The 19,245-nt window shown below is 73.0% G+C and carries 18 protein-coding genes and 1 riboswitch; of the genes, 10 read left to right on the top strand and 8 right to left on the bottom strand.

Annotated elements, in window-relative coordinates; genetic code table 11:
* Nucleotides 1-88: 88 nt before the first annotated feature.
* Both Air01nite_RS38210 and Air01nite_RS38205 read left to right on the top strand, forming a co-directional pair.
* The gene (locus tag Air01nite_RS38210; RefSeq protein ID WP_203708295.1) at nt 89-904 is read left to right on the top strand and encodes an NAD(P)H-binding protein; all 816 of its coding nucleotides are present in this window, start codon (nt 89-91) and stop codon (nt 902-904) included.
* A gap of 176 nt (nt 905-1,080) precedes the next feature.
* A complete protein-coding gene (locus Air01nite_RS38205) occupies nt 1,081-1,362 on the top strand; it encodes a hypothetical protein (RefSeq protein ID WP_203708294.1) in 282 nt (93 codons plus the stop codon).
* A 7-nt stretch (nt 1,363-1,369) separates the two neighbouring features.
* Here Air01nite_RS38205 and Air01nite_RS38200 read toward each other — a convergent pair whose 3' ends face one another.
* Complete coding sequence (locus Air01nite_RS38200; RefSeq protein ID WP_203708293.1) at nt 1,370-2,368, bottom strand: AraC family transcriptional regulator; 999 nt, start codon at nt 2,366-2,368, stop codon at nt 1,370-1,372.
* A gap of 115 nt (nt 2,369-2,483) precedes the next feature.
* The gene (locus Air01nite_RS38195; RefSeq protein ID WP_203708292.1) at nt 2,484-2,915 is read right to left on the bottom strand and encodes a hypothetical protein; all 432 of its coding nucleotides are present in this window, start codon (nt 2,913-2,915) and stop codon (nt 2,484-2,486) included.
* A gap of 413 nt (nt 2,916-3,328) precedes the next feature.
* On the opposite strand from Air01nite_RS38195, the gene Air01nite_RS38190 reads away from it, so the two are divergent.
* From Air01nite_RS38190 to Air01nite_RS38180, 3 genes are all read left to right on the top strand, one after another.
* The gene (locus Air01nite_RS38190; protein WP_203708291.1) at nt 3,329-3,682 is read left to right on the top strand and encodes an STAS domain-containing protein; all 354 of its coding nucleotides are present in this window, start codon (nt 3,329-3,331) and stop codon (nt 3,680-3,682) included.
* 86 nt (nt 3,683-3,768) lie between these two features.
* Nucleotides 3,769-4,521 carry a serine/threonine-protein kinase gene (locus tag Air01nite_RS38185; RefSeq protein WP_203708290.1) on the top strand — a complete coding sequence of 251 codons (753 nt, stop codon included), beginning with the start codon at nt 3,769-3,771 and terminating at the stop codon, nt 4,519-4,521.
* Between the two features lie 14 nt (nt 4,522-4,535).
* Nucleotides 4,536-5,063, top strand: a complete 528-nt coding sequence (locus tag Air01nite_RS38180; RefSeq protein ID WP_203708289.1) for an SRPBCC family protein — start codon at nt 4,536-4,538, stop codon at nt 5,061-5,063.
* Here the strand turns inward: Air01nite_RS38180 and Air01nite_RS38175 are convergent.
* Nucleotides 5,057-6,127, bottom strand: coding sequence for a coiled-coil domain-containing protein (locus tag Air01nite_RS38175; RefSeq protein ID WP_203708288.1), 1,071 nt, complete (start codon nt 6,125-6,127; stop codon nt 5,057-5,059). The two genes, Air01nite_RS38180 and Air01nite_RS38175, sit on opposite strands and share 7 nt — an antisense overlap.
* A gap of 6 nt (nt 6,128-6,133) precedes the next feature.
* Nucleotides 6,134-6,263: riboswitch (cyclic di-AMP (ydaO/yuaA leader) on the bottom strand.
* Between the two features lie 169 nt (nt 6,264-6,432).
* Complete coding sequence (locus Air01nite_RS38170) at nt 6,433-7,341, bottom strand: cation diffusion facilitator family transporter (protein WP_203708287.1); 909 nt, start codon at nt 7,339-7,341, stop codon at nt 6,433-6,435.
* 171 nt (nt 7,342-7,512) lie between these two features.
* On the opposite strand from Air01nite_RS38170, the gene Air01nite_RS38165 reads away from it, so the two are divergent.
* Entirely contained in the window at nt 7,513-10,050 is a 2,538-nt protein-coding gene (locus Air01nite_RS38165) for an ABC transporter permease (protein ID WP_203708286.1), read from the top strand.
* 62 nt (nt 10,051-10,112) lie between these two features.
* Here Air01nite_RS38165 and Air01nite_RS38160 read toward each other — a convergent pair whose 3' ends face one another.
* Together Air01nite_RS38160 and Air01nite_RS38155 are read right to left on the bottom strand one after the other, a co-directional pair.
* On the bottom strand, nt 10,113-10,415 hold the full coding sequence (locus tag Air01nite_RS38160) for a metal-sensitive transcriptional regulator (protein ID WP_203708285.1): 303 nt from the start codon (nt 10,413-10,415) through the stop codon (nt 10,113-10,115).
* A 31-nt stretch (nt 10,416-10,446) separates the two neighbouring features.
* Nucleotides 10,447-12,510, bottom strand: a complete 2,064-nt coding sequence (locus tag Air01nite_RS38155) for a copper-translocating P-type ATPase (RefSeq protein WP_203708284.1) — start codon at nt 12,508-12,510, stop codon at nt 10,447-10,449.
* Between the two features lie 69 nt (nt 12,511-12,579).
* On the opposite strand from Air01nite_RS38155, the gene Air01nite_RS38150 reads away from it, so the two are divergent.
* Nucleotides 12,580-13,155 (top strand): YdeI/OmpD-associated family protein, encoded by a 576-nt coding sequence (locus Air01nite_RS38150; RefSeq protein WP_203708283.1) that lies wholly within the window; start codon nt 12,580-12,582, stop codon nt 13,153-13,155.
* A gap of 67 nt (nt 13,156-13,222) precedes the next feature.
* Entirely contained in the window at nt 13,223-14,164 is a 942-nt protein-coding gene (locus Air01nite_RS38145) for an SMP-30/gluconolactonase/LRE family protein (RefSeq protein WP_203708282.1), read from the top strand.
* Here Air01nite_RS38145 and Air01nite_RS38140 read toward each other — a convergent pair.
* Nucleotides 14,154-16,262, bottom strand: coding sequence for a HelD family protein (locus Air01nite_RS38140; RefSeq protein WP_203708281.1), 2,109 nt, complete (start codon nt 16,260-16,262; stop codon nt 14,154-14,156). The genes Air01nite_RS38145 and Air01nite_RS38140 overlap by 11 nt on opposite strands.
* Nucleotides 16,263-16,415: 153 nt before the next feature.
* On the opposite strand from Air01nite_RS38140, the gene Air01nite_RS38135 reads away from it, so the two are divergent.
* Complete coding sequence (locus Air01nite_RS38135) at nt 16,416-17,474, top strand: saccharopine dehydrogenase family protein (RefSeq protein ID WP_203708280.1); 1,059 nt, start codon at nt 16,416-16,418, stop codon at nt 17,472-17,474.
* Here Air01nite_RS38135 and Air01nite_RS38130 read toward each other — a convergent pair.
* Nucleotides 17,464-18,441, bottom strand: coding sequence for an NAD(P)-dependent alcohol dehydrogenase (locus tag Air01nite_RS38130; protein ID WP_203708279.1), 978 nt, complete (start codon nt 18,439-18,441; stop codon nt 17,464-17,466). The genes Air01nite_RS38135 and Air01nite_RS38130 overlap by 11 nt on opposite strands.
* Nucleotides 18,442-18,535: 94 nt before the next feature.
* Between Air01nite_RS38130 and Air01nite_RS38125 the strand changes: the two genes are divergently transcribed.
* Complete coding sequence (locus Air01nite_RS38125) at nt 18,536-19,240, top strand: TetR/AcrR family transcriptional regulator (protein WP_203708278.1); 705 nt, start codon at nt 18,536-18,538, stop codon at nt 19,238-19,240.
* Nucleotides 19,241-19,245 lie beyond the last annotated feature (5 nt).

Raw genomic sequence — 19,245 nt, 5'->3', positions numbered from 1 at the left:
ACCAGACGACGCCTGGACTCCGCCTCGGCTCACGTTGAGCGGCAGGACAGACCCTAGCCATCGCTGGATCAACGGTGAGAGGACCTGAATGATCGTCGTTTGTGCGGCCTCCGGCGCGCTCGGCCGGCTGGTGGTGCGGGAGCTGCGCGTCCGCGGACCCGTCGTCGCGGCCGTCCGTGATCCCGGTCGGGTCGCCGACGTGGCCGCCGCCGGTGTGGAGGTGCGGCACGGCGACTACGACGACCCGGCGAGCCTGCGGTCGGCCCTGCGCGGCGCGGACAAGGTGCTGCTCATCTCGTCGCCCGAGCTGGACACCGGGCGCCGGATCCAGCAGCACCGCGCGGTGATCGACGCGGCGGTCGCCAACGGGGTGCGCGCGATCGCCTACACCAGCTTCCTCGGCGCCGACCGCGACGGCGGTGGCATGAACGCCGCTCACCACGAGACCGAGCGGGCGATCGCCGGCAGCGGGCTGGCCTGGACGATCCTGCGGCATCCGTTCTATACGGATGCGTTCGTCAACGCGGGCCTGCGGAACGCGGTCGACGACGGCGTCCTGGACGACCACACCGGCGGCCGCGGCCTCAACACCGCGCTGCGGGCCGACCTCGCCGCCGCGGCCGCGAACGCGCTCACGGACGACACCCACCTCGGTCAGGCGTACGACCTCACCGGACCCTTGTGGACCTATCCGCGACTGGCCGCCGAGCTGAGCGAGGTCACCGGCCGCCCGGTCGTGCACCGCGACGTCACCGCACCGGCGCCCGGCCCGATGGGTTTCCTGCTGGGCTTGGCCCGGGCCGGGGCACTGGAACGGCAGACGGACGACCTGCACCGGGTGCTCGGCCGCCCACCCGCGACCCTGCGCCAGGCGGTCGAACGCGCCCTGCGGCCACCCGCATAGCCGCCGCGTCACCCGCGGGTGCACATCGAGCATTCGCATGCGACGGACCGTAGCCGTGCGGTACGACATGGTGGCCGCCCGGCCGCGCGATCCGGATAGCACCGGCGTGAAGTGGATCGACGTGGTCCGGGCACCGGCCTAAAGTCCGTCCGATCCGCAGGGGGAGGGACGTGTCCATGCCGGACCTTGAAGGTGACATGTTGCGGGCGGTAGCGGCGCTCAGCAGCGCGGTCGACTTCCTGCACCGCTACGACCGGCTCCAGGCCGCGCTGCGCGTCGAACCCGCCGCCGCCCAACCGTCGCCGCTGACCTCGGCCACCGAGGACGGCCTCGCCGCCGCCCACCGCGTGCTGGCGGGCCTGCGCGGCCCCAACGGCCGCACCCCGACGGTGCGCACCGAGCCCCGCATCCCCGCCCAACGCGTCCCCCGCGACCACCACGGCGACCCGGGGGAATGAACACGGCCTAGCGGCCGCGGAGGGTGGCCGACGGCGATTCGCCGTAGCGTTCGCGGTACGCCGCCGCGAAGCGGCCGAGGTGGCCGAAGCCCCACGCGTTCGCGATCGCGGCCACCGTGTCGCGGCCGGGCATCGGGTGGCGCAGCTCGTCGCGCGCGTATCCCATCCGCACCTGCTGCAGGTAGGCCATGGGTGCGAGACCGACGTGCCGCCGGAACCCCTCCTGCAGTGCCCGGGCCGACACTCCGGCGATCCGGGCCAGCTCCGCCGTGGTGAACCGGTGCGTCGGGTCGGCCTCCATCACCTGGATCGCCCGCCGGACCGTGCGGGGCCGGGCCGGCGGCGCGTGTGCGGTCAGCGCGTCCGCGTACTGGTGGTCGACCGCGAACAGCAGCCCACCCAGCAGGCCCTGCGTGTAGCGCTCGGCGACCAGCGGCTGGAGCAGCGCGCTGTGCGGGTTGGCGATCTCGGACCGCAGCAGGTTGACCATCCGCGCCCAGGTGAGGCCCGCGCCGCGGGTCGTGTCGAAGCTGGCGCCGAACCGGATCGGGCCGCGGACCGGGCGGCCCAGCAACGTCGCCAGCTCGGCCTCCAGCACCGCACGGTCGAGGCGGATGTTGAGGCTGCGGCAGTCGGCGGCCCAGCGCCGGGTGCTGGCGCCCGTGCCCGGCCGGAAGACGGCGGCGCGCCGGGGGCTCGCGATCGTGACCGCGCCGCGGTGCTCGCTGCCGATCGCGCCGGCGATCGGGAGGTTCACGTGGTACGCGTCGATCACCTCGGCGCCGATCGCGACATCGGCGCCGAACCGGATGTCGCCGACGGTGATGGCGCCCAGCCGGGCCAGGTCGGCCTCGAAGGCCAGCGGGCGGGCCTGGTCGAGCAGGTCCAGGTGGACCTCGTAGTAGAACTCCGCACAGAACGCGCGGGCCTCGTCGAGGTCGGTGATGCGGAACGAGTGCGTTTCGGGCGGCGGATCGACACGCTCAGTGGTCGGCCGATGACGCATGACGATGAGCATCGCTCGCGCACAGTCACACGTCAATTGAGCGCAGAGCGGGGTTGCCGGTCCGGCACTTCGGCAACCCCGCGCACTCGCCGGGGCTCGACGCCCCGGACCGGGCTCAGCGCTCCAGCGTCGACGGCGTGCGGTCGGCCTCGACGAACTCGATCTCGTCGACCCGACCCGAGGCCTCGTCGCCCATTCGGGCGATCGCCGCCCGGGCGGCCGACCCCGCGGCCCAGCCGATCGCCGCGCCGATCGCCGCCGCCGCGACCACGAGGGTCCACTGCGTCGGCATCCGGCGCCCGGCGAGCGCGTCGTAAGCGAGGCTGGCCCGCCGGCGGGCCTCGTCCGCGGCGCCACCGACGACGGTCGCCGCCCCGCCGACGGCACCGACGACGCCGGACATGGCGCTGCCGGCGTCGCCCGCCAGGTCGGCGGTGTGCCGCCCGGCGGACCGTGCCGAGTCGACGAACGTGCGCAGGTTGTCCCACGCGTCGTCGGTGATCCGCTCGGCCCTGCTCCGGCGGTCCATGAGGTTGGTTCCGAACATCGCTGCTGTCCTCCTTGGTCGCCGAACCTGCCACTTCGGACGCACGGGGCGTCCGACCTCTGGTTTGTGCCCGCCCGCCGGCCGGCGCAAACCACGGATCGTCACGGCGACGCGACCCGGATCACGCGGCTGCCGACTGTGGACGGTCCGCGTCGCCTCACCCAGTGTGACGGTCGACACGTGCGGTACGCTGGCCCCGGCCGGAATTCGACACGTGTGTTCGGTTCACACGAGTCGAAGGTCACATATTCATGATTTGCCGGTTATGCCGGTTTCGGAATACGAGAAAGGGGAAAGTACGCGGCTGCAAGGCTGGCGACCATGTGATGGATGCGAATACTCTCGGTCGCGGTCCGCGTACTGTCGAAAGGTCCCCTGGATGCGGACCGAGGTTCGAGCTCGGAGGTAGTTGCGTGAGTCTGTCGATCGTGACAACTCGACGTGCCAACGGAGTCCTCGAGATCGCCCCACGCGGTGAGATCGATGTCGACTCCGCCCACGAGGTCAAAGAGGCCATCGCCGCGGCGCTGACCGAAGATCGCCCCACCCGGATCGAGCTCAACCTCCGTCTGGTGAGCTTCATCGACTCCGTCGGCATCAGCGCGATGGTGGCGGGCTTCCAGACGGCAGAGGTGAGCGGCATCAAGCTGGTGGTCACCGAGCCCAGCCGGTTCGTACACCGGCAGCTCTGGGTCACCGGTCTGCTCGGTCTGTTCGGTGCGCCGGAGCCCTATCTCGGCGACCTGAACACCCCGGCCGGCGCCTGAGGTTTATCACCGGTTAAAGCCTTTCCGCGACCTCTTGTCCGGAAGACATTGATCGGGAAGAGTGCCGTGGCGTGGCGTGGTTGCGGATGGGCACGACCATCCTTCGGCGGTACGTCCTGCTGGGTCCGATCGCGCGCGGCGGCGTGTCGACGGTCTACCACGGCTTCGACAGCCAGACCGCCCGCCCGCTGGCCGTCAAGGTGATCACGCCCGCTCAGCCGGACCTGGCCGGGCGCGAGGCGGAGATCACCGAGCGGCTGCGGCATCCGAGCGTCCCGCGCGTCTACGACCACGGTGCCGCCCCGCTGCCGGACGGCTCGGTCGCACCCTATGTCGTGTTCGAACTGCTCGACGGCGTCGCCCTGGCCGGCCGGCTGGTCGGTGGCCCGCTGCCCTGGCCGGAGGCGGTCCGGATCGCGGCCACCGTGGCCGACGTGCTGGCCGTGGCCCACCGGCGCGGCGTGGTGCACCGGGACGTCTCGGCCCGCAACGTGATGCTCACCCGGGCCGGCGTCAAGATCATCGACTTCGGGCTGGCCGGTCCCGCCGGCGCGCCGGGCCTGCCGGCCGACGACGTCTTCGCCCTCGGCCTGCTCCTGCACGAGATGCTGACGGGCCGCCCGGCCGGCCATCGCCCACGCACCGCGCCCGCGCCGGTGCTGGCCGTTCCCGGCCTGCCCCGCGCGGTCGCCGACCTGTGCCGGGCAACCCTCACCCGCACGCCCGGCGACCGGCCGCGCAGCGTCGACGTCGCGCTGGGCCTATGGTCGTCGATCATGCCGGCGAGCGCGCCGGCACCGTACGCCTTCCCCGCACCCGCCGTGCACCACCTCAACTGACGTCGAGGAGCCCCGTGGCCAAGAGCGACACCTTCACGTACGAGCTGCGCGCCGACTGCGAGCCGGAAACAGCCGTCACCCTGCTGTCCGACTTCAGCCGGCACACCGAGTTGCACCCGTTCATCGTCAAGGTCACCGAGGTGCCGCCGGTGGACGGAGCGGTGCGCAGCTTCGTGATCAACGACCGCCTCGCCTTCGGCCCCTTGAAGTTCACCACGACCTACACGGCGGACGTGCTCGCGATCAACCGGCCCGGGCCGGCCGAGGGCCCACGAGCCTGCCATGCCGAGGTGGTCACCCTCGCCCGCCAGCGCCCCGGCACGACGTTGCGCAACACCGCGCGGATCTACCCGGTCTCGGACGGCGGCGTCCGGATCGAGGTGAAGATCAGGCTGACCGCGCCGACCCCGCTCTTCGGGTACGCGTTCCGGACCGCGCAGCAGGCGCACCGGGAGCTGGCCGAGCGGCTCACCGAGGTGCTGGAAAAGGCCGCCGGGGGCACGCCGGACGGCGTACCCCCGGATCTTTCGGGACCTCAGTAGACGCTCAGGTGCACGTGGTTGGTGTGGTCGCTGGACGGGTCTCCGCCCGCACCGCTGTAGGCCTTCCAACCACTGCTGGGCAACCAGATCTGCCGGTACCAGATCACGTAGAGCACGGCCAGCTGGTCCGAGTTGCGGATGAAGTAGTTCGCGAGATTGGTGCCGTAGGTCTTGTCGGCACCGGTCGCATCACCCTCGAAGCCGCCCTTCGCGGCCGCGAAGTCGCACGCCCGGCCCTTGGGATGCTCGCCGGACCCGCCGCTGCGGTAGCACGACACGTAGTGCGTGAACCCGGCCGCCTTGGCCTGCTGCAGCGCGTGCAGGGTGCGCGGGGTGATGCAGCCGTTGGCCGGGGTCGGGTCGTCGACACTGCACGACTCGGTCGGCCAGCTTCCGTCGCTGTTGCGTTTCGCCGGTGTCGCGGTGGCACCGCCGGATCCGCCGGTGTCGCTGCCGGACCCGCCGGACCGCGCCGCCGCGGCCGCGGCTGCCTTCTGCTGCTTGGCCGCCACGTCCAGCGCCCGTTCGGCCTGGTCCTTGCGAGCCTTCATGAGCGCCACCTGGCGTTGCTGCTCGCGTACCTCCGTCTTGATCGCCTCGGTGGCCGACGCCTCCTTGGCCTTCGTGTCCTCCAGGCCGCGGATGGCCCGCTGCTCGTTGGCCGCGACCATGCCGAGCGCGTTGGCCCGTTCCAGGAAGCGGTCCGGTGAGTCGCTGTTGATCAGCGCGGACATCGGGCTGAGCCGGCCGGTCCGGTAGGCCGCGCGGCCCAGCTCGGCGACGGCCTCGACGCGGGTCACCAGGTCCTGCTCGATGGTCCGGAGGCTGGCTTCCTGCTCCTGCTGCTTGCCCTGCGAGCGCTTCAGCGCCGACTGGGCGTCGAGGTAGCCGCGGCTGGCCTTGTCGAGCTGGTCCCGCAGCTCGGCCGTGCCGCCCTCGTCGTCGGGGTCCGCGTTGGCCGGCGCCATCGGGCCGGCGAGCCCGATCACCAGGCCGAGCAGCATGACCGCGGCGACCCGGATCCATCGTCGTTTCAGGTGCGGATGACTGGGGGGATCGATCATCTGGGCACGTCCTTCCGTCAGCCGCCGACCGGGTTAGCTGACGGGTTCGGGACGGAAGTGATCCCTACCGCTCGCGCGGATGCACCCCTGGTGCGTGGTTCCCCGGCTCGCCGTGGCGATTAGGCGATGACCTCCGCGGGCACCGCTGGGGTGCCGCGCCAGCGAAGATCGATCTGGAGACTACCCAGGGATCCCTACTCTGCGGGAGGGCCGTTAAAGGCCGTATCAAAATGCTTTGCCCGGATTTACCCGGGCAAATCTCCCGTGATGGTCACCAAAGTTAAGGCGGTCCTAAACACCCACGGTTACCAAGTGGCGGTGCGGCAGTCACCCGTCGTCGCCACCGGCTCCACCTGGAGGGTGGCGTGGTCGATGCCGAAGCCGTCGTGCAGGGTCTCCCGGGCGGCCGCGAGCACCGCCGCGACCTCCGCGTCGCGCTCGATGCCGAGGTGGGCCGAGGCCACCTCCATGCCCGAGGTCAGCGTCCAGACGTGCAGGTCGTGCACGTCGCACACGCCGGGCACGGCGCCGAGCGAGGTGCGCATCGCCGCCACGTCCAGGTGCCCCGGCGCGGCCTGCACCAGGATCCGCACCGCCTCCCGGCCCAGCTTCCAGGTGCGGGGGAGGATGAACAGGCCGACCGCCACCGCGATCAGCGGGTCGACCAGGAACCAGCCGGTGGCCGCGATGATCCCGGCGCCGAGCAGCACGCCGACGGAGCCGAGCAGGTCGCCGAGCACCTCGAGGTAGGCGCCGCGCACGTTGATGCTCTCCTGTGCGCCCTTGCGCAGCAGTTGGAACGCGACGATGTTGGCGATCAGGCCCAGCGCGGCCACGATCAGCATCGGCGTGGTGTTCACCTCGGGCGCGTGGCCGAACCGGCGCACCGCCTCGACCAGCACGTAGATCGCGACGCCGAACAGCAGCACGGCGTTGGCCAGTGCGGCGAGCACCTCCAGGCGGTAGAGGCCGAAGGTCCGCTGCGGGTCGCGCGCGGCGCGGCGAGCGGCGGTGATCGCCGCGAGCGCCATGCCGATGCCGAGCACGTCGGTGAACATGTGCCCGGCGTCGGAGAGCAGGGCCAGCGAGCCGGTGGCGAACGCGGTGATCGCCTCGACGACCATGAAGACCGCGAGCAGCCCGAAAGCCCACCACAGCCGCCCGCGGTGCCGGGCGCCCGCGTCGCGCACGCCGTGGTCGTGTCCCGCTCCCACCGGTCCTCCTCGAGCTCGTCGTCTCCGCTGCTCTCCAGTCTTATGCAAACATCGCTATGTATGCAAAGGTGACACCGGGAACCATTGCCATTGTCCGCCTGACCAGGCTGTCGCGATGGCGACAGGCGGGGCGTGGCGAGACCCGTGCGGCGGTTGTTCAGACTGGTCGACGTGAAACGGCCTCTTGTCCGCCTCGCTGTGACCGGTTTCCGCGCACACGCCGTCCGGCTCGTGCTGACCGGTTTCGCGGTGATGGTCGGGGTCGGCTTCCTCGCCGGCACCCTCGTCTACGGCGACACCGCCCGGGCGGCCTTCTACGACGACCTGGCCCGGTCGGCCCGCAACGTGGACGTGGCGGTCGAGCCCGCGGCGCTGCTCGCCGAGCGCGACACGGTGGAGACCATCGCGGCGGTCGACGGAGTGGCGGCGGTCGACGGCCGGATGGCGGCCTGGCTGAGCATGCTCGACCGCGACGGCAAGCTGATGATGGACCACGGCCACGTCGGCTACGGGCTGTCGGTGCCGGACGTGCCCGCGCTGGCCGCGTACGACCTGCTCGCGGGCCGCCTGCCGACCCGCCCGGGCGAGGTGGCGGTCGAGAAGAACACGGTCGAGCGGGCCGGCTTCACGGTCGGCGGCCCGGTCACCGTGCTGGACGCGGCGGGCGAGCCGCGCGCGCTCACCCTCGTCGGCGTGCTCGACCTCGGCGTCAACCGGCTCTACGGCGGCTCGACGATCGCCGCGCTCACCGACGCCGAGTTGACCGCGCTGACCGGGACCGAGCGGTTCGCCGAGGTGGTGGTCGCCGCCCGGCCCGGGGTGTCGGAGACCGTGCTGCGCGACCGGGTGGCGGCCGCGCTCGGGCACGCGTACCCGGTGCTGACCGGTTCTGCGCTCCGCGACCGCCTCGCCGTCGAGGCCGGCAAGTACGTCACCGGTTTCGTCGCCGTGCTGCTCGGCTTCGGCCTGGTGGCCGTGACGGTGTCGGCGTTCGTCATCTACAACACGTTCGCGATCCTGGCCGCGCAGCGCACCCGGGAGCTGGCCCTGCTCCGTGCGGTCGGCGCGTCCCGCCGCCAGGTCACCGGCACCGTGCTGCTGGAAGCCCTGCTGCTCGGCGTCGTCGCCTCGATCGGCGGCCTGGTGATGAGCGTGCTCATCGGGTACGGCCTGATCTGGGGCCGCGAGCTCGTGGCCACCGACATCCCGCTGCACACGCCGGTCGTGCGCTGGCCCACGTTCCTGGTCGCGGTCGGCTTCGGCACGTTCGTGGCCGTGGTCTCCGCGCTGGTCCCGGCGGTGTCCGCGGGCCGGGTGCCGCCGTTGGCCGCCCTGCGCGACGCGTCCCTCGCCGAGCCCCGGGCCGTGGCCGGCGGCCGCCGCACCGCCCGCGTCGTCGGCTCCGCCCTGCTGGGGGTGGCCGGGCTGCTCGCGATCGGCGGCGGCGTCCCGCTCGGCTTCCCGGGCCTGCCACTGGTGCTCGGCGGCGGCATGCTGCTGTTCGTCGCCGCGGTGGTGGCCGGCCCGCTGGTGGTGCCCCGGGCGGTCGCGGTGGTGGGCTGGCTCCCGGCCCGGCTGTTCGGCACGGTGCCGGCGCTCGCGGTGGCCAACGCCCGCCGCAACCCGCGCCGCGCCGCCGCGACCACGCTCGCGCTGGTCATCGGGGTGGCGCTGATGTCGCTGTTCGCGGTGCTGCTGGCCACCGCGCGCGACCAGAGCGGCCGGGAGCTGACCGAGAACTTCCCGGTCGAGTTCACGCTCAACCGGGCGCGCACCGACGGCACGTTCGAGTCGATGCGCGCCGGCATGCCGGCCGGGCTCGCCGAGGCGCTGCGCCGGCACCCGGAGTTCGCGACGGTGGCCGAGGTGCGCTCGGAGCAGCCGCTGGCGGGGGAGCGGATCCGGGTCGCCGCGGTGCCGCCCGACCAGCTCCGCGGTGCGATCCGGCCCGAGGTGACGGCGGGCTCACTGACCGGTCCCGGCCCGGGGGAGGTCGCGCTGAGCCGGGGGTACGCCGCCGATCGGGGCCTGTCGGTCGGCTCGTCGACGGAGTTCGGTGCCCTCGGCACCCTGCGGGTGGTGGCGCTCTACGACGACTCGCCGCTGGACGGCTCGGCGCTGGTGTCCTATCCGGCGTTCACCGCGGCGTACGGCGAACGCCCGGCGGTGGAGATCCTGGTCGACCTGGCGCCCGGAGTGTCCACGACCGACGGTCGGCGGGTGGTGGACGCGGAGCTGCGCGCGTACCCGGTGGTCCAGGTGACCAGCCGCGCCGCCGAGGCCGACGAGCTGGCCGCCTCCCTGGACGAGCTGCTCGGCATCTTCGCCGCGCTGCTCGGCATGTCGGTGCTGATCTCGTTGTTCGGCATCGGCAACACGCTGTCGCTGTCAGTGGTGGAACGCCGCCGCGAGTCGGCCACGATGCGGGCGCTGGGCCTGTCCCGCCGCCAGCTCCGCGGGATGCTGCTGCTGGAGTCGGGCCTGATCGCGGTGGTCGGCGCGGTCGGTGGCGTGGCCCTGGGCGGCGGCATCGGCTGGGTGGCGGCGGCCGCCCTGATCGACACGTACGGCCACGGCGTCCCGGTGGTGCCGGTCGGCCAACTGGCCCTCGTCGTGCTCGCGGCGGCGGCCGCGGCCCTGCTCGCGGCGGTGCTCCCGGCCCGCCGCGCGGCCCGCCTCCCGGTCGTGGCCGCCCTGGCCGACGACTGAGCCCGCGTTAGGAACGGTCCGTTCCTATGCGGAATGCGTTAGCAACGGACCGTTCCTTGCGGCTAGCCGCGCTTCATCAGGCGGCCGACGGCGGCCATCATCTCGCCGGCCATCTCGTCGGCGCGGCCATCTTCCGCGCCCTCTTTCATGCAGTGGCGGGCGTGGCCGTCGAGCAGGCCCAGGGCGACCTTGTCGAGTGCGGCCTGGATCGCCGATATCTGGGTCAGCACGTCGATGCAGTATCGGTCGTCCTCGACCATCCGCTCGATGCCGCGCACCTGGCCCTCGATGCGGCGCAGCCGGGCGCTGAGCTGGTCCTTGCTGGCCGTGTAGCCGCGCGTCGGGCCGGTTGCCGGTGCTGTCATGTCTTCAACCATAGCTAACCCCCCATGGGTATCAGGCCGACGTCAGTCGCACCCGGCGCAGGAGCTGGGCGTTGAGCGCGACCACGATCGTCGAGGCGGACATCAGCACCGCGCCGATCGCGGGGCTCAGGGTGAACCCGGCCCAGGCGAGGACCCCGGCCGCCAGCGGGATCGCGACGACGTTGTATCCGGCCGCCCAGGCGAGATTCTGGATCATCTTGCGGTACGCGGCCCGGGACAGCCGGATGACCCCCGTCACACCGCGCGGGTCGGACGAGGCCAGCACCACGCCCGCGGACTCGATGGCCACGTCGGTGCCGGCGCCGATCGCGATGCCGACGTCGGCCCGGGCCAGCGCCGGGGCGTCGTTGACGCCGTCGCCGACCATCGCCACCCGCAAGCCACGGGCCTGCAGGTCGGCCACCGCACGGTCCTTGTCGGCCGGCAGCACCTCGGCGAACACCTCGTCGACACCCGGCCGGAAGCCCAGGTCGGCGGCGACCGCCTCGGCCACCGCCCGCGCGTCACCGGTGATCATGGCGATCTTCTTGATGCCCTGCGCGCGGAGCTGGGCGATCGCCTGCCGGGCCTCCGGCCGCACCTCGTCCTCCAGGGCGAACGCGCCGAGCACCCGCGGCTCGTCGGACAGCGCGATCAGGTGCAACACCGCGGCGCCCCGGCCGCTCCAGGCCTTGGTGGCGGTCGCGAGCGTCTCGGGCACCTCGACGCCCAGCTCACGCAGCAGCGCGGGACCGCCGACGGCGTACGACGTGCCGTCGATCGTCGCCTGCACACCGCGCCCGGTCAGCGACCGGAAGTCCGTGGCCGGCGCCGGGTCTCCCGCGGCGGTAACGATCGCCTTGGCGAGCGGGTGCTCGCTGTCGGCCTCGACACCGCCGCCGAGCCGCAGCACCTGCTCCTCGGTGACGCCCTCGGCCGCCGCCACCCCGGTGACCTTGTGCGCGCCCTTGGTCAGCGTGCCGGTCTTGTCGAACAGCACGGCGTCGACGACGCGCATCCGCTCCAGCGCGAGCCGGTCCTTGACGAGGATGCCCGCCCGGGCCGAGACCGCCGTGGACAGCGCGATCACCAGCGGGATGGCCAGGCCCAGGGCGTGGGGGCAGGCGATCACGAGGACGGTGATCGTGCGGACCACCGAGTCGTCGAGGCTGCCGAGCGCCCACCAGACGAGGAACGTGGCCGCGGCGACCCCGGCGGCGACGTAGAACAGCGCCGCGGCGAACCGGTCCGCCAGCACCTGCGCCCGGCCGCCGGACGCGTGTGCCTGTGCCACCAGTCGCTGGATGCCGGCCAGTGCCGTGTCGGCGCCGACGGCGTCGATCCGCAGCCGGACCGCGGAGTCCGTGACCACCGTGCCGGCGACGACCCGGTCACCCGCCTGGCGCGGCACGGGCCGCGACTCGCCGGTGATCATCGACTCGTCCACCTCGGCGGATCCCTCGACGACCAGGCCGTCCGCGGGCACCCGGGCACCGGGCCGGACCAGCACGAGGTCGCCGAGCCGCAGGTCCGACACGGGCACGGTCTCGACCCGGCCGTCGGTGACCCGCTCGGCGTCGTCGGGCAGCAGCGCGGCCAGCGCCGCGAGCGCGCCCTGCGCCTGCCCGATCGCCTTCATCTCCTGCCAGTGGCCGAGCAGCATGATCGTCACGAGCGCGGCCAGCTCCCACCAGAAGTCGAGGTCGAACGCGCCGGCGGCGGTGGCCAGCGAGGCGCCGTAGGCCACCGTGATCGCCATCGAGATCAGCAGCATCATGCCCGGCGCCCGGTCGCGGACCTCGCGGACCGCGCCCACCAGGAACGGCCAGCCGCCGTAGAAGAAGACCACCGAGCCCAGCACCGGCCCGATCCAGTCGATGCCGGGGAAGCTCAGCGAGTAGCCGAACCAGTCCATGACCATCTCGCTGGTCACGACGATCGGGATCGTCAGCGCGAGGGACAGCCAGAACTTGCGCCGGAACTGCTCGGGGTCGTGCCCGGCGTGCTTGTCGTGCCCGGCGTGGTTGTCCTGCCCGGCGTGGTTGTCGTGCCCGCTGTGACCGGTGTGGGCCGCCTGGCCGTGTCCGTGCTCCATGCCGCCCACTATACCCCCCTGGGGTATAGCCGCAAGGACCCGGCGGGCCCGGACCGGTAGCGTCGCCGCATGGAGCCGATGACCTTCAGCACCGTCGCCGAGTGGGAGGCCTGGCTGGGCGACCACCACGACACCGCCGGCGAGGCGTGGTTGCGGATCGCGAAGAAGGGCGCCGCGCCGCCGACCATCTCCGCCGCCGAGGCCGGCGACGCGGCGATCTGCTTCGGGTGGATCGACAGCCAGCGGCGCGGCCTGGACGCCACGCACTTCCTCCAGCGCTACTCGCCCCGCCGCAAGGGCGCCCGCTGGTCACAGGTCAACGTGGAGCGCGCCGAGGCACTGATCGCCGCGGGCCGGATGCGGGCCGCCGGCCACGCGCAGATCGACGCGGCCAAGGTGGACGGTCGCTGGGCCGCCGCCTATCCGGCACAGCGCGACGCGCGGACGCCCGACGACCTCGAGAACGCATTGGCGGGCAACCCCGCGGCGGCCGAGCGGTTCGCCGCGCTCGACAAGACCAGCCGGTACGCCGTCATCCTCAAGCTGACCAGCGCACCCAGCCCGGCGGCACGGCAGAAGCGGCTCAGCGCGCTGACGGACGTGCTGGCCAGCGGCGCGCCGATCCCGCCGCCACAGGTCGGTTGAGCGCTGAACCGGATCGCGCGCACGTGCGTGAATCTCTGCACGGAGGTCGTCGAAAGGAGATGCCATCGTGCGCCACCGGGTCGCCGCCATCGCGCTGGGTCTGACCGCGGTACTCGCCGCCACCCTGCTCGGACCGGCCGGCACAGCGAACGCACACGACAGGAAACACGACCTGTTCCCGACCACGATCAACCTGCCCAACGGTTTCCAGCCCGAGGGCATCGCCATCGGAAAAGCGCCGTACGCCTACTTCGGGTCCCGGGTCGACGGGGCCATCTACCGGGCCAGCCTGGTCACGGGGCTGGGCGAGATCATCAACCCGGGTTTCGGCACCGGGTCGCTCGGGCTCAAGCTGGACGATCGCGGACGGTTGTTCATCAGCGGTCAGACCAGCGGTGACGGCAGGGTCATCGACTCCCGCACCGGCAAGACCCTGAAGATCTGGAACTTCACCGACGGGACCAGCTTCGTCAACGACGTGATCCTCACGCGGGACGCCGCCTGGTTCACCGACTCACGGCAACCCGTGCTCTACAAGGTGCCGTTCGGCCGGCACGGCAAGCTCGGCGACACGTTCGAGACCGTCCCGCTCACCGGGGACTTCGTGTTCACGCCGGGCGCCACCAACGCCAACGGCATCGCGCAGACCCCGGACGGCCGGAACCTGCTGGTCGTCCAGTCCAACACCGCCACGCTGTTCGTGGTGGACCCGGACACCGGCGAGGCCACCGCGGTGGACCTCGGGGGCGTGCCGATGACCAACGGCGACGGGCTCTGGCTCGAGGGGCGCCGCCTCTACGTGGTGCAGAACTTCCTCAACCAGATCTCCGTCGTCGACCTCAACCGGTCCGGCACCCGGGGCACCGTGGTGCGGACGATCACCAGCGAGCTGTTCAACGTGCCGACCACGGTCGCCCGCTACGGCGAGCGGCTCTACCTGCCCAACGCCAAGTTCAGCACCACACCGACCCCCGACACCAAGTACGAGGCGGTCGCCGTCAGGCCGTGACGTCCACGGTCACCAACCGCTGGGTGGCGCGGGACAGGGCGACGTACAGCGTGCGTACGCCCGCCGCGCCACCCGCCCGGATCTCGCCGGGCGCGACCAGCACGACGCCGTCGTACTCCATGCCCTTGGCCTGCAGGCTCGTCACCACCTGCAGCCGCGGGTCGCCCACCTCGCCCAGCCAGCCGGCGACCTCGCCGACCCGGTCCACCGGCGTGATCACGCCGATCGTGCCCTCGACCTGGGCCAGCAGCTCGTCCACCGCGTCGCGGACCGTCGCGGCCAGGGCCGCCAACGGCACCGCCAGCGCCACCGGCGGCACGCCGGTCGTCCGCACGGCGGTCGGCAGCGGCAGGTCCGGCGCGATCGTGCGGATCTCCGCCGCGGCGACCTCGAAGATCTCCGCCGAGTTGCGGTAGTTGGTGGTCAGCGTGTACGCGTTGCGCGCCCGCGAACCCAGCGCCCGTTCGCGGGACCGCTCGAGCTCGGCGGGGTCGCCGCTCCAGGCGGTCTGCGCCGGGTCGCCCACGATGGTCCACGAGGCCAGCCGGCCGCGCCGGCCCAGCATCCGCCACTGCATCGGCGAGACGTCCTGCGCCTCGTCGACCACCACGTGCGCGTACTCCCGGTAGTCGTCCGGTCGGGCGGTGGCCGCGGCGCGGGCCGCCCGGGCCCGCTCGGCGGCCGTGCTCAGCTCGTAGACGCCCTGCGCCACCTGGAACTGGCTGCGCTGCTGGCGCGCGGCCTGCATCGGGCGGCCGAGCAGCGCGTCGAGCTCGTCGAGGAGCGCCACGTCGGCGATCGTCGGGTCCTCGGTGTCGAACGCGCCCTTCAGCAGGTCCACCTCGTCCGTCGACAGCAGACCCGCCGCGTAGCGGCGCAGCCGGGCCGGGTCGGCCAGCCAGGCCAGCACGTGCCGCGGGCGCAGCCGGGGCCACCACTCCTTGGCGAACGACCGGAAGTCCTCGCGGTCGGCGAGTGCGCCCTCGAACTCGGCCTTGCTCGGCAGCCCGGGCACCTTCTGCGCCTGCGCCTGTGCCCACAGCGCGTCGAACAGCCCGTCGAAGCCGGCGCGCCGGACCTCGTTGCGCCGGGCGCCGCGGGGCAGCGCCCGGGTCCGGATCCGGTCGAGCTGGTTGCGGTCGAGCTGCAGCAGCGTGCCCCGGTAGAGCAGGCGCAGCGTCGTCGGGCCGTCCGGCACCGCGTCGTGCGAGGCCCGCTCCAGCACGCGGCGCATCCGCAGCGAGCCCTTGACCGCGGCCACGGGGCCCGGGTCGGTGCGGGTCGCGGACCAGCCCGGCACCAGCGTGCCGAGCGAGCGCAGGGTCGCCGACTCCTCGCCCAGCGACGGCAGCACGGACGCGATGTAGTCGACGAACACGGTGGACGGTCCGACCACGAGGATGCCGCCGCCGGCGAACCGGTTGCGGTCCGAGTAGAGCAGGTACGCCGCCCGGTGCAGGGCGACCGCGGTCTTGCCGGTGCCGGGGCCGCCGGAGACGATCGTCACGCCGCTGCCGGGGGAGCGGATCGCCTGGTCCTGCTCGCGCTGGATGGTGGCGACGATGTCGCGCATCCCGTGCCCGGTCGCCTTCGACAGCGAGGCGAGCAGGGCGCCGTCGCCGACCACCCGCATCTGCTCGGGCGCGGCCTCCGGGTCCAGCAGGTCGTCCTCGATGCCCGTCACCCGTTCGCCGGACGACTGGATCATGCGCCGCCGGATCACGCCCTGCGGCTCGGCCGCCGTCGCCTGGTAGAACGCCGCCGCCGCGGGCGCGCGCCAGTCGACCACGAGCGGCTGCGCGTCCTCGCCGCGCACGCCGAGCCGGCCGACGTGGAAGCTCGCGCCGCCGTGCAGGTCGAGTCGCCCGAACACAAGGCCCTCGTGCTCGGCGTCGAGCAGGTAGCGCCGGCGGGCGGCGTGGAACACGAACGCGTCACGCTCGACCAGTGCGCCGAAGTTGCCGACCGCGGCCTGGCGGTAGCCCTCCCGTTCGGCGCGCGCGGCTTCCTGGCGCAGCTCGGCGACCCGGGCGTACACCCGGTCGACGTGCTTCTGCTCGGTGGCGATCTCCTGCTGGAGCGTGGTGACGTCGGTCAAGCGGATGGCTCCTCGTGCGATGAATCGGCCACGGGTCGCGCGACCAACCCGAACGAGGGTACGGGGCGCGCGCCCGGGACGGATCGGTAACCGGGTCGATGTGCCGGTCCTCGCACCTCGATAGAATCGGGTCATACCCCTTACGGTGTTCCCGTGTCCCATCAACGATGGATGATCTACGGCGCCAACGGCTACACGGGTGAGCTCGTCGCCCGCCTGGCCGCCCGGCGTGGCGACCGCCCCCTGCTCGCCGGCCGCAACGCCACCGCCGTCCGCGCCCTCGCCGACGACCTCGGCCTCGACCACGTGGTCTTCGATCTCCGCGACGCCGCCGCCACCCGGCGGGAGTTGGCCGAGGTGGACGTGGTGGCGCACTGCGCCGGCCCGTTCGTGGCCACCTCCGGCCCGATGGTCGACGCCTGCCTCGCCACCGGCACCCACTATCTCGACGTGACCGGCGAGCACCCGGTCTTCGAGGCCGTGCTGGCCCGCTCCGACGAGGCCGAGGCGGCCGGCGTGGTGCTGCTCACCGGCGCCGGCTTCGACGTCGTGCCCACCGACTGCCTGGCCAACCTGCTGCACGCTGCCCTGCCGGACGCGACCGCGCTGGAGTTGGCCTTCTCGGCGCCGGGCGGGATGAGCCGCGGCACCGCGACCACGGGCCTGGCGCTGAACGCCGGGGGTGGTCGGCGACGGATCGCCGGAGTCATGGTTCCGACGCCGATGGGCACGCCCGCCCGCGAGGTGCCGTTCCCGTCGAAGGTCCGCCGCGTCGGCGCCGTGCCCTGGGGCGACCTGGTCACCGCCCACCACTCGACCAGGATCGGCGACATCGTCGTCTACACCCGGGTGCCGGCGCCGAGCCTGATGTCGCGGCTGATCCGGTTCGCGCCGGTCCGGGCGCTGGCCGCGCGGGCGATCCGCCGGCAGCCGCCCGGCCCGAGCGCGGAGACCCGGGCCGCGACGAAGATCGAGGTCTGGGGTGAGGTGCGCAACGCGGCCGGCGAGACCCGCACGGCCACGCTGACCGGCCCGAACGCCTACGACCTGACCGCCGATGCGGTGCACCGGGCCGCCGAGCACCTGCTCGCCGGCACCGGCGGCCGCCGCGGGGGAGCGGTCACACCGGGCGCGCACACCCCGGGCACCGCATTCGGCCCCAACTTCCTCACCCGCCTCGACCAGGTGACGGTGCACGCGCCTAAACGGTGATGACCACCTTCGCTCGCGCGTGCTCGGCCTCCACGTAGCGCATCGCCTGTGGCACCTCGTGCAGCGGGTACGTGCGGTCGATGGCGGGGGTGAGCCGGCCGGCCTCCACATGGGCGCTCAGTGCCTCGAGGTGCGCCCGGCCGGGCACGGCATCGAGCACGACGATGCGCTGCCCGCGGACGAAGGGTGCCCGCAGCCGCGCACGCGCGATGAGCCAGACCGGCCCGACGAGGCTCCCGCCGCGGTAGACGCCACCGCCCGAGAGCACCAGCGTGCCGGTCGGGGTGAGCGCCCGCCGGAACGCCCGCAGGCTGTGGTTGCCGACCAGGTCGAAGACGAGGTCGTGCCGGGTGTCGCCGCGGGTGAAGTCGGCGCGGGTGTAGTCGACGACGTGGTCCGCGCCGAGTGAGCGGACCAGGTCGACGTTGCGGGTGCTGCAGACCGCGGTCACCGTCGCGCCGGCGGCCTTGGCCAGTTGCACGGCGAAGGTGCCGACGCCGCCCGAGGCGCCGTTGACGAGGACGCGCTGGCCGGGTCGGACCTGCGCGAGTCCCTGGAGCGCGGTGACGCCGGCCAGCGGCAGCGCGGCCGCCTGCTCCGCCGTCAGGTTCGCCGGCTTGGGCGCGACCAGGTCCTCGCGCAGGCACACGTATTCGGCGAAGGCGCCGCTGGCGACGCCGAGGTCGCCGAAGACGGCGTCACCGGTGCGCACCTGCCGCACGTCGGCGCCGACCGCCTCGACCCGGCCCGCGAAGTCACGGCCCCGGATGCGCGCCCGCGGTGCCGGCCGACCCCAGCCGAGGCGGGCGAGCCGCGGGTCACCCCGCATGACGTGCCAGTCGTAGGCGTTGAGCGCGGCGGCCTCGACCCGCACCAGCACCTCGCCGGGGCCCGGAACCGGGGTCTCCACCTCCGCGAGCGTGAGCGTCTCCGGCGGGCCGTATTGATCCTGGACGATGGCCTTCATCTCTCCCCTCCCCAGGTGTACGGCGTACACCTTCTTGACGAGTAAGGTAGGTGTACGCCGTACACCTGTCAAGAGGGCTAGGGTTTCATCCGTGATGGCTGAGCAGGCTGAGACGCTGCGTCGGGCGCCGCTGAGCAGGGATCGCGTCCTGCGCGCCGCCGTCGCGCTCGCCGACGAGGCCGGCATCGAGTCGTTGAGCATGCGCAAGCTCGCCCAGGAGCTCGGCGTCGTCCCGATGGCCCTCTACAAGCACGTCTCCAACAAGGACGAGCTGCTCGACGGCATGATCGACGCGGTGGTCGGCGAGATCGAGCCCCTGGTGCCCGACGCAGACTGGAAGCGGGCGCTGCGCCGCCGCATCCTCTCGGCCCGGCAGGTGCTGTTGCGCCACCCGTGGGCGGCGCTGGCGATCGAGTCCAAGCTCGACGCGACCCCGGCCATCCTCGACTACCTCAACGCGATGGTCGGCGCGCTGCGCGACGGCGGGTTCTCCACCGACCTCGCCCACCACGTCATGCACGCGATGGGCAGCCGGATGATGGGCTTCAGCCAGGAGCTGTTCGACACCTCCCGGCGCGCCGGCCGGTCCGGCCCGGCCGACCCCGCACCGCCGGCGACGTTCCCGGCCGAGGCCGCGGCCCGGTTCCCGCACCTCGCGGCCATCGCCGGTGCGGCGTCACACGACGACGCGTCGGTGGTGGGGGAGGGCTGCGACGACCAGTTCGAGTTCGAGTTCGCGCTGGACCTGCTGCTCGACGGCATCGACCGGCTGCGCGCGCAGGGCTGGTCGTCCCGCTAGCGCTT

Source organism: Asanoa iriomotensis, assembly GCF_016862515.1.
Lineage (GTDB): Bacteria > Actinomycetota > Actinomycetes > Mycobacteriales > Micromonosporaceae > Asanoa > Asanoa iriomotensis.
Note: the sequence above shows the minus strand (reverse complement) of the source record. Positions and strands in the feature narration are given on the sequence as shown.